The sequence below is a fragment of the Gilliamella sp. Gris3-2 genome, assembly GCF_001690345.1.
In the GTDB taxonomy this organism is placed as follows: Bacteria; Pseudomonadota; Gammaproteobacteria; order Enterobacterales; family Orbaceae; genus Gilliamella; species Gilliamella bombi.
The window spans coordinates 22096-36625 of sequence record NZ_LZHB01000037.1; the positions used below are offsets into that span (position 1 = coordinate 22096).

General features: G+C 33.9%; 11 protein-coding genes and 1 riboswitch. Of the genes, 1 reads left to right on the top strand and 10 read right to left on the bottom strand.

The features are described 5' to 3' along the window. Positions 1-25: 25 nt before the first annotated feature. Positions 26-134: riboswitch (TPP riboswitch) on the bottom strand. Positions 135-358: 224 nt separating this feature from the next. The 5 genes from A9G32_RS05845 to rnm form a co-directional block, all read right to left on the bottom strand. After that, positions 359-1249: a hypothetical protein gene (locus A9G32_RS05845; RefSeq protein ID WP_065589940.1), complete on the bottom strand. Its 891-nt coding sequence runs from the start codon at positions 1247-1249 to the stop codon at positions 359-361. 541 nt (positions 1250-1790) lie between these two features. Continuing rightward, positions 1791-3152: a hypothetical protein gene (locus tag A9G32_RS05850; protein WP_065589941.1), complete on the bottom strand. Its 1362-nt coding sequence runs from the start codon at positions 3150-3152 to the stop codon at positions 1791-1793. Between the two features lie 297 nt (positions 3153-3449). Continuing rightward, entirely contained in the window at positions 3450-4454 is a 1005-nt protein-coding gene (gene rluB / locus A9G32_RS05855) for a 23S rRNA pseudouridine(2605) synthase RluB (RefSeq protein ID WP_081296770.1), read from the bottom strand. A gap of 80 nt (positions 4455-4534) precedes the next feature. Then, a complete protein-coding gene (locus A9G32_RS05860) occupies positions 4535-5155 on the bottom strand; it encodes an L-threonylcarbamoyladenylate synthase (protein WP_065560248.1) in 621 nt (206 codons plus the stop codon). Positions 5156-5264: 109 nt separating this feature from the next. Further along, positions 5265-6098, bottom strand: coding sequence for an RNase RNM (gene rnm, locus A9G32_RS05865; protein WP_065589955.1), 834 nt, complete (start codon positions 6096-6098; stop codon positions 5265-5267). A gap of 70 nt (positions 6099-6168) precedes the next feature. On the opposite strand from rnm, the gene rraB reads away from it, so the two are divergent. After that, positions 6169-6564, top strand: a complete 396-nt coding sequence (gene rraB / locus A9G32_RS05870; RefSeq protein WP_065589942.1) for a ribonuclease E inhibitor RraB — start codon at positions 6169-6171, stop codon at positions 6562-6564. 71 nt (positions 6565-6635) lie between these two features. Here rraB and A9G32_RS05875 read toward each other — a convergent pair whose 3' ends face one another. From A9G32_RS05875 to prfA, 5 genes are all read right to left on the bottom strand, one after another. Next, positions 6636-9314, bottom strand: a complete 2679-nt coding sequence (locus tag A9G32_RS05875) for a beta-N-acetylhexosaminidase (RefSeq protein WP_065589943.1) — start codon at positions 9312-9314, stop codon at positions 6636-6638. Positions 9315-9323: 9 nt separating this feature from the next. Further along, a complete protein-coding gene (locus A9G32_RS05880; protein ID WP_442902829.1) occupies positions 9324-10661 on the bottom strand; it encodes an OprD family outer membrane porin in 1338 nt (445 codons plus the stop codon). Positions 10662-11537: 876 nt separating this feature from the next. After that, on the bottom strand, positions 11538-12392 hold the full coding sequence (gene kdsA / locus A9G32_RS05885; RefSeq protein ID WP_065560258.1) for a 3-deoxy-8-phosphooctulonate synthase: 855 nt from the start codon (positions 12390-12392) through the stop codon (positions 11538-11540). Between the two features lie 16 nt (positions 12393-12408). Further along, entirely contained in the window at positions 12409-13245 is an 837-nt protein-coding gene (prmC, locus tag A9G32_RS05890) for a peptide chain release factor N(5)-glutamine methyltransferase (RefSeq protein WP_034909809.1), read from the bottom strand. Beyond that, entirely contained in the window at positions 13242-14327 is a 1086-nt protein-coding gene (prfA, locus tag A9G32_RS05895) for a peptide chain release factor 1 (RefSeq protein ID WP_065589944.1), read from the bottom strand. The genes prmC and prfA overlap by 4 nt, the downstream gene beginning before the upstream one ends. Positions 14328-14530 lie beyond the last annotated feature (203 nt).

Here is a 14530-nt window from a genome sequence, read left to right on the forward strand (position 1 = left end):
GCAAATAAAAGACAAAAGGTTTGAGCAAGTGCAATAACTCAAATCCCTCCGCTGGCATGATCCAGTTCAGGTTCGGCGGGTTATGTTATCCTATCTAACATTCTCAGCCCTTTAGGGCACCCCGTTGAGAACATCAATTAGTTTAGAGGTTAGTATGAAGATTGTAAACATCAGAAGTGATAAAAATTTAATGTAGGAACAACTCACTTTATTTATGAAGCTTTAAAAAATGGCTATAAAGAATATACATGAAAACAAAACTAACGCCTTATCACTGACGGAAGATATGGCGCTTATATTATAAAGAAGATGTAACTATTACCGATTCGGTTAAACATTTACCTTTACTTAAATTAGTTTATTGAGTAATAAAAAAATTAAGTTGATTAGTTTCATCGAATGCCCCCTCAAGTTCTCTTGTAGCGAACTGATAGCTTTGATTTGAATCTCCTGCTTTCGTACATTCTGTTATGATGGCATGTTTCGTGTGAAAAGTTTCAGACGATGTTAACTGTTTGTATAACAAGGCCAAATCTTTACCTGTCAGAGTAAAAAGCTTATTCCAATCATTTAACTGCGTTTCAACAAATTCGCGACCTTTCTTACAAGTAATAGCATCTAGCTGAATATTTGGTATAGTATATTTTTTAAGCTCAGAAAATTTAGGATGTTCATTTATAAAATCAACTTTTTCATTAAGCCCTTCTGCTTTTAAAGCTTCAATAAAGCCATCTTCTCGGAATAATTTGATTTTTCGAGATTGAAATTGCCCTTTCCCTCGTAAAGTTACTTCATCTGGATAAGGTTCATCTACTGAATAATCCCAAAAATCTTTTTGACGCTCAATAAAAACATCATTAATAACTTTAACTGGTAGTTCAAGCTCTTGCTGTTCACCTTTAATAATTACTGGAACTGAATTTAAATATTTAGCTATCAACTTATCGTAAGTTTCATCACTCACATTTGAAGTTGTATAGAAAGTTGTTAATAAATAATAATTACTTTGAGTAGGATTAATTAATCCTGAACTATTAGTTGTTGAAGGTTTAGCTATAAAATTTAATGATTGATTACCGTAAGACAGTGTATGCTTACCGTATTCAAATGTATAATTCACACTTGATTTTGCTGGAATGGTTAATTCATTTCCATCAATAATCACTTTTATTTCATTTGGTGTTGGATTATCAATCATACGATCAACAGAGCTAGACGAAGTGGTATCTGAACCAAAACAACCGACCAATGTTATGCTGCAAACTAGCAACAAAGAATATTTTATTTTTTCATCGTATTAATTTTTTTTGTAAAGTTTTTAAAAGAAACCATATTTTATCATGAATTTGATAAAACAACTATTTTAGCTATCACTTCAATAATTGAATTGAAAAAGTATGGAGTTGATGTTCTGATAAACCAAACGTCGTTTTATTTTAGATGAAATTTAGTACTGATATAGCAACTTTTTAATTGTAGGAATTTCTAGTGTTGTTTACAGTAATTAATACTATAAACATTGCGAGAAATCGTGCATCAACAAGGATTCAAGTTTCATTTAGCCGAAAACAGTGTTTACTAACCAACGCTGCCCCAAACAAACACATTTTTAATTTTTGACTAGATATGATCTAATCCATCCCGTACTTCTTTATATTGGACGAATTAAAGCAACTCCGCAAATAAATAAAAACATTCAATTTACTCATTGGACACTCATTTATAAAAATGAGCACCAATGAGTAAGTAGTCTTTATTTAGTTAAATTTTAGTTATGACATTTATAGTAATTATAGATATGATAAATCCCGAACCATATCTTCAATATATACTTTTAATTCTGTTAATTGCTGTTCTTTTGCCGCTCGAAGCAAGCTATCTTTGGTTTGCAATGTTCCTTTACTGTAATTATGTAAATTTGATGGCACATTGCCAGAGTAGATATAATCATGTTTTGCTGACGTTTGTACAATGTTAAATGATTTACTGTAACTATAGATTCCATGAGCCTCAATTTCAGTGGTTAAGGTTAATTTATTGCTGTGAGTCACAGTTTGTAAATTAAACTGCTGATCTTTATAGGTTTTAACTTGCTTTTTATTACCGTTTTCGTCAGCGAATTCAATAAATTTATCAAATATTTTTTCGGTTTTGGTTTCATTGTTAACTGATTTACCAAGATCAGAAAATTCAACATTTGTCGTTACACGGATCGTGACATCTGCTTGTCCTGGTTGGTAGATAACAAATTCTATAAAGTCTTTACTTAATAGATCTGTTACATAAGATTTTAATTCTGAAGAATTATAATAAACTTTTATTTTCCCTTCTCTTTTATATTTATCTGCTTGGAAATCTGCATCGCGAAACGCTCCGTATTGGCGATAAGCCGAAGCAGCTGAAGCGTAATATTGGGCAACTTCTCGAAATTGATAACGACGTGTTGCTGTTCTGGCTAATTGTTGTGCTTGTTCATAAGCATTTTCTGCTTGTTGAGTACAGTGTTTTCTATCATTCTCAATAGAAAGTTTGTCACTATCTTTGTACTTGCCAAGAGGCTGATATACTTCCGAGGCATTATTAAATGCATCCGCAGCAGCTTTATAATTACCTTGCTGTGCTAACATTTTTCCTTGGTCATAATAATCTTTAGCAGCAAGTTGCATATATTTTTTATTTGCATTGTTATACAAACTTTCAATGTTTTTATAGTTGTATTGCTCAAATCCTTTTTTGTATAAATCGGCTTTTATTCTATAACTTTTACTATCGGTTCCTGTGATTGAATTACCATAGTCATAGTACTCTTTTGCGATACTCTCTTGTAATTTAGTAAAATCATATTTATTATCAAAAAAACTGATTTCTTGGCTATAAAAACGATCACTTAATCGCAGTTTCATTGCTAATAAATTTTGGTAGCATTCTATTCGTTTGGCATAATCCTGATTATTGGCATTTGATAAAGTTGTTTCATAATGTTGCATAACGTTATTGACGATATTTTGTAGTCGTTGTACGTCTTTTTGACCTAATTTTGCAGTACCCTTATCCTCAATACTATCCGCCAATAAGTTGATGCTTTCTAAATATTTTCCTTCTTTATAAGCTTCTTCTGCTGTACGTGTATGACAAGCAGCTAATAAGAACATAAAAAAACAGCTATAATTATACGCATAATTTTCCTTTCAATTCATTTTAGTTTATTTTTTTGCTTGTTCATCTTGTTATTAAGATGAAAACTGTTTAAATATAGCTTGATTAATAAACTAGTTGGTGAGTCTATTATAAATTAGTTCTAATTTATTAACTTTTTTTGCTAAAAATTGATTAACTAGTTACTCATTATTATTGGGTGACAAGTCAGTTTATTTGAAATAGGAAAGGTGTGAATTATATTTTATTCTGGTACCCTTAAATAACTAAACTATTTAAGGGCAGGGTAAAGGTTATTTTCGAGTTGCTTTTTGAGTTACTCTTTGCCGTGTTGTTTTAGTCTGCTGATTAAGTTTGACTCGTTTAGGTCTTACTATTCTTTTGTCAGAAGAAGAGCTTGTGGTGAAGCTTTTAGATTCAGGTGACAAACCGACTAGTTCACGTAAATAATTGACTAAGTCAATACCAAGTTCTAGCCAAGTTCCGCGTGATAATCCTTTGGGTAAAGTGATATTGCCATAGCGAATGCGTAGCAATCGACTAACTTGCACATCAATAGCTTCCCACATTCTACGAACTTCCCGATTACGGCCTTCTGTTATAACTACATTAAACCATTGGTTAATTCCATCACCACCTTGTGCTTTAATTGATTGAAATGAGGCTGGGCCATCTTCTAGTTGCACTCCTTTACGAAGTTGGTTAATTTGTTGATCAGTCACATTACCAAATACTCGCACTGCATATTCACGCTCAATCTCGTGCCGTGGATGCATTAATCGATTAGCTAATTCACCATCAGTTGTGAATAATAATAAACCCGATGTATTGATATCAAGTCTGCCAATGTTCACCCAACGAGCATTTTTTAATCTAGGTAAACGCTCAAAAACCGTCGCACGTCCTTGAGGATCGTTTCGTGAACAAATTTCGCCTTCTGGTTTGTAGTAAGCTAGTACTCGGCAAACTTCTTTTTCTTTGCTTCTTAGCTGAACTAAATGACCATTGATACGAATTTTCGGATTGGCATTAACATCAACCCGATCACCTAATGTGGCAATTTTACCATCTACACTGATTTTACCGTCCACAATCATTGCTTCAATCTCTCGGCGTGATCCATTACCTAAATTAGCTAATACTTTTTGGAGTTTTTCAGTATTATCATGTGCCGATGTTTTGCGTGTAATAGCTGGTACTCTTGAGGTTTTTGGTTTTTCATAGAGTTGCTTTTCCTTTGCTTTAACGCTATTTGTCTTTTTGCCAAGTTGTGGGAATGCTGATTTGCTATTTTTCATAAAATCCTCGCTGTTACCTTCTCAGGTATCAATTTTCTATTAACTATATTGTCGATATATTGACAATAAAAAATGAACATTTATTCGAATGGCTTAGTGTCTCCACTTCCTTTGCGAATAACTGTTGGATAGTCATTAGTCAAGTCAATTACGCTGGTAGGTTGTTGACCTATATAACCACCGTGCACAATCGCATCAAGCTGATAACCTATTTTATCTTCTATTTCGTCGGGATCGGATTGCGCTTGGTCATCATTAGGTAAAATTAATGTCGCAGTCATTAATGGCTGCCCTAATAATTCGAGCAACGCTAAATCAATTTTATTATCAGGAATTCTTAGTCCAATTGTTTTGCGTTTTTCATTCATCAATCGACGGGGTACTTCTTTACTTGCCTGTAAAATAAAAACATATTTACCCGGGGTATTATTTTTTAGTAACCGAAAAGTTGTGTTATCTACAAAAGCATAACTAGATAGTTCAGAAAGATCACGGCACATCAAGGTAAAATTATGATTTTTATCAAGTTGACGAATTTGACAAATTCGATCAACACCCGATTTATTGTCTAGTAAACAACCCAATGAATATCCTGAATCGGTCGGAAAAGCTATAACACCACCATCATTTAATATGTTGACAACTTGATTTAATAATCGAGTTTGCGGGTTATCTGGATGAATATAAAAAGTTTGACTCATAATTTTCTTCTATATCAATATTATTGTTAATCTGATTTGCATGATTAAATTTTATATCGTTAACCTTATAGTGAAGCACGAATATAAATCGATTTTAATCCAGATTTATTTAGAGTTTCCAATTATGCCAAATTGGTGTAACACTACCGGGTAGTGGGGTTGTTTTCCCTAAATCTAAATAGCTGTCAACACCATGAAAATCTGATCCTTGTGATGCCAATAGTTCAAATTCATTGGCTAATTTAGCTAATTTTTGTAAATCATCTTGCGTTTGCCTGCTTTGTGAAACTTCAATTGCATCACCACCACTAGATTTAAACTCACTTATTAATAATTTTAATTTAGTTAAAGTTAGATCATAGCGACTTGGATGCGCAAGTACTGCTTGTCCTCTTGCCGCATGAATGGCATTAACTGCATCTGAAATACTACACCATGTTGCAGGTACATAAGCATAACCACCTTTTCCTAAGTACGTTTTAAAGGCGCGTTTAATGTCTTTAACATAGCCGTTAGCAACTAAAAATCTTGCAAAATGAGCACGCGAAACAATGTCTCCTTTTGCAAATTGTTGTGCTTGTTGATAAGCGTTTTCAATACTAACTTTAGCTAATTTATGGCTTATAGCCAACGCTCGATCGATTCTTCCTTGTTCTTGTGATGATAGCAGTGTCGTTAACTCAGGATGTGCAATATCAATATTTAACCCAACAATATGGATTTCGTTGTTTTTCCAAGAAGTTGATATTTCAACACCACAAGCTAATTTAATAGGTAAATTTTCGTTAGCAATCGTTTTTTGAGCTTCAGATAAACCTTTAACGGTATCATGATCGGTAATAGCCAAAATAGCAATTTGGTTATCTACAGCTCTTTTGACAAGTTCGCTAGGTGTTAAGAGACCATCCGATGCCGTAGTATGTGAATGTAAATCAACGATCATTTTTTTCTCGAAAATTATTTTGAAACGTGTAATATACCATACAATTTGCTCGACCACTAAAAGGTATATTATGAAAGATCAAATTCGCCTTGCTCAACAAGATACTAGCGCAATTATTGAGGAACTATTAGAAGATGGTAGCGATCCTCATGCACTTTATATCATTGAGCATCACATTTCATCACAACATTTTGATAAATTAGAAAAAGTGGCAGTAGAAGCCTATAAATTAGGCTATGAAGCAACCGATCCCGATGAAGATATTGACGATGCAGGCAATGTTATTATCGCTTTTGATATTGTTACCGAAAGCCCACTCAATGCCGAACTAATAAATGCACAAATTGCAGAAATCATCACACTTACTACTCAATTTGACGTCAATTATGATGGTTGGGGCACTTATTTTGAAGATGGGAATGATGACGATTTTGACGAAATGGAGCTAATGGAGACACTTCATTAAATATCATCAACTCCCTTTCTTAGGCTTTATTCTTATCCGATAAACGGATAAGAATATTAGTGTTTTAAAGCTTAATTTAGCTTTTCTATACGACTTGTTCTTTTTTGATCTGGCGAAATACTACGAACAAAAATAGTATCATCTTTATTAATAGCAACTGGATCATTATAACATTTCCAATTTTTTCCGTTATCGGTTGAATATTCAATGTTCAACCCAGGAAAGGCAATATTGGCGTTTAATTTACCATTTACAATTTTTGCACCAGGGATAGGTAATCTATAATTTATACCCGCAAGATCAAGTTTAGCTAGCTCTCTTTGTCCAAGTAAATTAGCAAAGCGATTCCAATCATCATGTAACGCTTTGCTATCTACATAATGTGTTTCACCTTGATGATATTGGCGATCTTTTTGATAAGCCATTTCCCAATCAGCTTGATGCCAAGCCCTTTCAGCAACCGCTAGTAAACGAGGAAAAGCCATATATTGCATTTTGTTATCACTACGGATATCTTCAGTCCAAATTTGTGCTGATAGCCCATAAGCACCTGACCAGTTCATAGTACCTTTAGCTGTAAATGGATTACCATCTCGGTCAACCGAAGTTTCAGCATTCTGAGGTAAATTATTCGGTGCAAAGCTAAATATTTTACGCTCATCATTAAAACGTGTTGCCCAATAGTAACCACTCTCTTTTGGGTTCACTTCATATGGCATATCTAAATAAACATAGTCTGGATTAGAGATAATTACTTGATAACCTTTATTTGTCCATTCATTAACTGAATCAAATCCCCCCCAATATAATGTGTCCCAAAAGTTAACTGTAACTTTATCGACTGCAAAAGATTTGGCATTTTTAGCATGTTTCATACCATCTTGCCATGCTTGCATATGGTTTATGCCATGATCTTTAATAATGGTACTGACTTGTTGTGCAAAATAACTTGGTAGATGCTCAATATCTTTCACTTCGTCTTTTCTCACAAAAGTTTGACAAGCTTGTGATTTAGCCCATGGATGATCTTCAATACTTTGATCAATAGTACCTTTAATATTAGTTTTTTCTTTTGCTTGCAGATCTTGATAACCTGCACCTAAACGGATATTTTTAGCTTCATCACCACCAAAATGCCAAGTATTAAGCGGTTGCCCTGCTTCAATATGCATTTTTGCGATTTCATCGATAACTTTATTAACAAAGCGTTTAGATGAATCAAGACAAGGATTCAAATAGCTTAAGCGATTATAAAATTGTACCGTTGTGGTATTGGATGTATCGGTTGGATCAACTAAACGATACTCATTAGCTTGTTGCTCTTTTCCTTCATTCATTAGGCGTTTATAACGTGCTTCCATTGATACTATTGCTGCTCTGGCATGTGCAGGCATATCGATTTCAGGAATAACCTCGATAAAGCGTGCTTTTGCATATTTGACAATTTCAATGTAATCATTACGACTTAAAAATCCTGATCCACTTGTATTACTATCAGGTCCCGAACCTAATTGTGGTAATAAACAATTTTGCTCCGTGAGGTCGTGACAGCGTTTACCACCGATATCAGTTAGCTCAGGTAATCCAGGAATTTGAATTCGCCAACCTTCATCGTCACTTAAGTGAAAATGGAATTTATTCATTTTATATTTTGCCATTTGATCTAATAAACTTAATATGGCTTGTTTAGATTTAAAATTACGCCCAATATCAAGCATAATCCCTCGATATGTAAAACGTGGCGAATCAACAGCATTTAGCATTGGTATTGAATTTGAATGATTTACGGGAATGATAGATAAAATGGATTGAATGGCATAAAAAATCCCTGCTTCATCATAAGCGGTGATTAATGTCTTATCCTTTTTGATATCTAATTGATAAGCGCCAAATTTTTCTTGCTTAAATTGTTTAGGATCAACGGTTGCTTTTATTTGATAACCTTTTCCTGTTACTGCAATGTTTAATGCTTTAAATTGTGCTTTTAAAATAGCTAAACTTTCTTGATTTAAACCATTAAGGATCAAATTAACTCCTTGCTGATCAATTATAACATCCTCTTTACCTATTGTAAGTTTGCTTGGTGTCGGTAAAATTTGCCCTCGTAACGATGATTCTGATAATTTATTAATATCGGCGTTATATTCAAAACGGTTAGCAGGCGTCATTAAAATATTGTGATCATCAGCCGTTCTTTTCCATTGTTGTTTTATTGGTGCAACAAATGCCGATAAATTGTCAGAATCAGTGTTAGTGTTAGCAATAATTTTGGGTTTAGCATCACTGGAAGTTACATACCAACGTGGCATAACATCACTTTCACTAAGCATCCAATATTCCCCAATAATTGGAATATTCACCGTTGTATTGGCAGGAAAACCAGTGAACTTTTCTGTTGGCTCGAGCTTATGTAAATCACCTGTAATATGGGTGATTTTAAACTGATCATTGTCTACAGCTAGAATCATTCTGATATTATCAAAATAGATAGCCCAATCTTTATTATTAATGGCTGTTCCAGTATTTTTAAGTGAAATCATAACGTTATTACAAGAAGCCCAATCAGCACCTAAAGTTGAACAGTTAACGCCATTTGCGTTTGCTTGATTGTCGACAACTTCATATTTAACATTAAGTTGAGAACTAATCAAATTAGCAATTTGTTGAGAAGCATGCACTGATTGAATCGCACATATATTTAACAAAGAAAGGATTGAAGTTGCTAATATCGTTGCCTTAATCTTTTTCATTTTTTTTACCTATTTTTGTTTAGCACTAAAAACAGTGAATGGAATTGTAACAATAAATTTAATGTCCCGTTCATCTTGGAAGATATTACCGTATCCACCACCCCAGCTCGGTATATTTGAATGGTTATTATATTTGGTATAGTGCAATTGGTAGGTTGTATCTTTTGCCCAACTTTCTTGCACGGTATAACCTAAATCAAAGTTATATGCAGATTCAATCAAACGCTGTTTTTGATTGTATTGACGATTAGTGCTAGGTTTTGCATCCCAACCATAGGCATAAGACGCACCTGTTTTCCAACCCGCTAAATAATGAGATAAGTGACTTAAATCATAAGTCACTTCAGCAAACACTGCTTTTTCACCATTAGCATTGAAGTCTGAGCGAGAATTCCACCATATATCTAAACGACCATTTGATGAAGCATAATCAGGTGTCATACGCTGTAAAAAGAATCCCTGTTCTCCATCAGCTTTAACCGAAACGCCTTCAAATCGTAGACCTATAGCACCAACTTGATAGCCTAATGTTGCTGCTTGCAACCACGCTAAGCCATCATATACATCTGTACCTTTATGCGATTGATCTTTAGCGCCATAAAATTGGTAGCTCATAATCATAGGATTATCAAATACTTCCATTTTATAAGATACTTTACCAAAAAATTGGTTCATATAATTTTGTGCTTGTCCAAATGCACTTTCTAATAGTAAGTCATTTTTAAAGTCATACTTCAAACCGGCAGAATGTAAATAATCAATTTTTTTACCTTTTCCCCACTGTTTAAATTCATAAAGCCGTTTATACCAAGGTGCTTTATATTTATCACTCCACATATATGACATCGACAATGCTCCAGCGCTATCAAAATCAAGAGTTGACCCTACCTCAAAACCTCGATAAGTACCTGGTAATAAACTCCAGTGTGGTGCAAGTAACGTTTGACCTGAGGGTTGAATATAACCTGCTTTTACCCAAAATAATTCGTCAATTTTAAAATTTGCTTGTGCTTTATAAAAGCTCAATCCGCTGACATCTTTTTTCCAATCTTCAATCCAACGAGTATGTGATCCACTAAATCCAATTTCATTTGGATGACCATTACCGCCATTACTCACTTCCCAAGCGCCATAACCACCAAGTTCAATAGCAAATCTATCTGCAATATAGCCAGAACGATAATCCAAATTACTATTAAATGTTGATTGTCTAATATTGCTTTTATATTTATTGGTTTCTATATCTTTACGGTCACGATCACGATTCCAGAAAAAGATGTTACCAGTTAATGAAGCATCATCGAAAAAATGATTTTCATAGACGGCATCAACTGGAGTTACCCCCATTAAAACAGAAAAAGAAAAAATAAGTTTAGTTAAAAGATTTAATCGGTTAGGTATCATTTTTGCATTATAAATATTCATATTTATTTTCCTAAAATAATGAAATTATGCTATTTAACTTACAGTAAAACTTCTTAACATATGATTATTATTAATAAATTGAACTTCAAAGTAACTTTTATTTTAAATATTTGAAAACTAAGCTTTATTTAGGAACATATTTAAATTCAGATATGAGGTAAATATGTATTTTTATAATGCATAAACATATTTTATCTAGCAAATTAAACACTCTAAATCGTGATCATAATCACTAAAAAAATCGATTTTTATGCTAATTTTTAGATAAAAGTCACAACTTTTTTTATTAAAAAAAATAATATGGCGGACTTTTTTTAGAGTTTTTTAAACTTATGACGGTATAGAATCCTGAATATTTTTTACAAAAATATCACCTAAAATATAAACCTTTGTATAAATATCCCATTGTAAATGACCAACCCACGTACAAAATTACGTTAGTATTAATCATTAAAGTCACATTATTTAATATGTTATGACGATTTTAGAAGATGTTAATGAATATGTTCTAAATGAACGTTTGGTGTCAATATTTAGTCTATCACCAATTTTATTTATAATATCAACACGCTACCTATGATTTAGGGTATGGCATTTTTTATGTATATTTATTACCGTGGTTGAAAAATTGAAGATTAAAAAGTAAGTAATTTCTAAAGATTAATGACGTAAAATGACCACATAACCAAATAAAAAAGAGAAATCATATTTGGTTTCTCTTTTTTATTAATATGCTAAAAATACCGTTTACTTTATAATAAATAACGTTTTTTTAATTGTAGCTAAATAATTAAACTCTTAGTGTTCAGTATCAATTTCATCAAAACTTTTTACTAGTTCATCAATGGCTTTCATCTGTTTTAAGAAAGGTTCCAATTTTGCTAGTGGTAATGCTGACGGTCCATCACATTTTGCATGACTTGGATCTGGGTGGGATTCTAAAAATAACCCAGCAATACCAACAGCCATGCCCGAGCGTGCAAGTTCAGTTACTTGGCCACGACGTCCACCTGATGCTGCTCCCATAGGATCACGGCATTGGAGAGCATGAGTAACATCAAAAATAACTGGTGACCCTTTGCTTGCTTTTTTCATAATGTTAAAACCAAGCATATCAACCACTAAGTTGTCATAACCAAAACAGCTACCACGATCACAAAGGATGATTTGATTGTTACCAGCCTCTTCAAATTTTTCAACAATATTACCCATCTGCCCTGGACTAACAAATTGTGGTTTTTTGACATTAATTACTGCGCCTGTTTTAGCCATTGCAACAACTAAATCAGTTTGTCTTGCTAAAAAGGCAGGTAATTGAATTACATCAACCACATCAGCAACGGGTTGACATTGTGCTTCAGTATGTACATCAGTAATAATTTTAACGCCAAATTGTTGTTTAAGCTCTTGGAATATTTTTAGCCCTTCTTCTAATCCTGGTCCACGATAGGAATGAATTGATGAGCGATTTGCTTTATCAAAAGAGGCTTTAAAAATATAAGGAATATTTAGTTTATTGGTAACGGTGACATAATGTTCACAGATTTTCATCGCCAAATCACGAGATTCAAGCACATTCATACCACCAAATAGTACAAAGGGTAGATCATTAGCGACAGTAATGTCACCAATGTTTACTTTTTTTTGCTGCATCATAAAATTTTCCTAGTTAAGGTTTAAACCAGCGACCAAGGGTAACTCTATCATTACCACTGTAGTCGGTGAAGGTTTCTACTAATTGAAATCCGTGTTGTTTAAAAACAGTTTGCACTGCCTCACCTTGTTTCCAACCATGTTCTATTAGTAACCACCCATATTGGTTTAAGTGCTTAGTTGCACCTTGTACAATTAGTTTAATATCAGCTAAACCATCATCTTCAGAAACTAATGCGCTTCTTGGTTCGTAGCGTACATCGCCTTGGGATAAGTGGATGTCTGTTGGCTCAATATAAGGAGGATTACTGACAATCATTGAAAACTTTCTATTCTTTATTGGTTTGTACCAATCACCTTGTAAAAAATAAACATTATTCACTCCAATTTGGGCAGCATTTTTTTGAGCTAAGATTAGGGCATCTTTATTTTTTTCAATTGCGGTAAATAAACAGTCTTGACGTTCGGTTGCCATTGCAATAACTATCGCACCTGTCCCCGTGCCAAGATCCAATACTTCACAAGGCACTTTAGGAAGGTACTCTAAACCTAATTCAACTAATTTTTCGGTATCCGGTCTAGGTATTAAAGTGGCGTTAGAAACATTAAACTTTAAAGACCAAAACTCTTTTTCGCCAGTTATATAAGCGATAGGCTCACCATTTTTCCTGCGTTCTAAACATTCAGATAAAGCAATCAATTCATCATCAGTTAGCAATGTTTCACTGAACGCCATTAAAAATGTCCGCGTTTTTTGCGTAACAAAACTCAGTAAAATTTCAGCATCTCGCTTTGGGCTTTCACTATCTGTTAAGGTTTGAGATGCACTTTTAAGCCATTGTAAGTATGTCATTCATCTTGTTCCGATAAAGCTGCTAGTTGATCGGCTTGATATTCCTGCACAATCGGATCGATTAGCATCTCTAATTTTCCTTCCATGACTTCGTCTAAACGGTAAAGCGTTAAATTAATTCGATGATCGGTTACTCGACCTTGTGGATAATTATATGTTCTGATTCTATCCGAACGATCGCCTGAACCTAATAGATTTCGACGTGTTGAAGCCTCTTCTTGTTGGCGCTTACGTAGTTCCGCATCTTGAATTCTTGCGGCTAAAACTGACATTGCTTTGGCTCTGTTTTTATGTTGCGATCGCTCATCTTGACATTCAACAACGATGCCCGTAGGAATGTGGGTAATACGAATAGCAGAATCTGTTGTATTAACATGCTGACCACCTGCGCCAGATGAACGATAGGTATCAATTTTTAAATCAGCGGGGTTAATTTCAGGCATTTCTGCTTCAGGGACTTCTGGTAAAACAGCAACAGTACAAGCCGATGTATGAATACGACCTTGCGATTCGGTTTCTGGCACGCGTTGAACTCGGTGTCCACCCGATTCGAATTTCAAATGGCCATAAACACCATCCCCACTCACTAACATAATAACTTCTTTATAGCCACCATGTTCACCATCATTTGCACTCATAATCTCAACACGCCAACTGTGCGACTCGGCAAATCTTGTATACATTCGGGCTAAATCACCTGCAAAAATAGCCGCTTCATCACCCCCCGTTCCTGCTCTAACTTCGACAAAACAATTATAGTCATCATTAGGATCTTTAGGTAATAATAAAACTTGTAGTTGCTTTTCTTGTTCTTCAACTCGACTTAATGCTTCATTTAACTCCTCTTGAGCCATTTCACTCATTTCAGGATCAGATAGCATCATTTTAGCTGTCTCGATATCCTCTTGTGTTTGCTTCCAATCAGAAAAGCACTTAACCACCCCTGTTAATTGCGAATATTCTTTAGATAAAGTGCGAAAGCGATTTTGATCCGCAATAACCGAAGCATCAGACAATAATGCTTGAACTTCTTCATAACGCTCTTGTAGCATTTCTAATTTGTTGATAATTGAAGATTTCATAAAAATATATATTAGATGATATAAATTAATTAAATTTGTGGGGCATTATATACTTAATCACTTTTAAAATACAGTTTGAGCTAGTTATCAGGTATATATCGTATAATTACATAAATAATATATAGCAAATCGATTGAATAAATGAAATATTATATGTAAATAACCAATATATTAGAAACTTAATATTAGGTTATTTGTTGCAC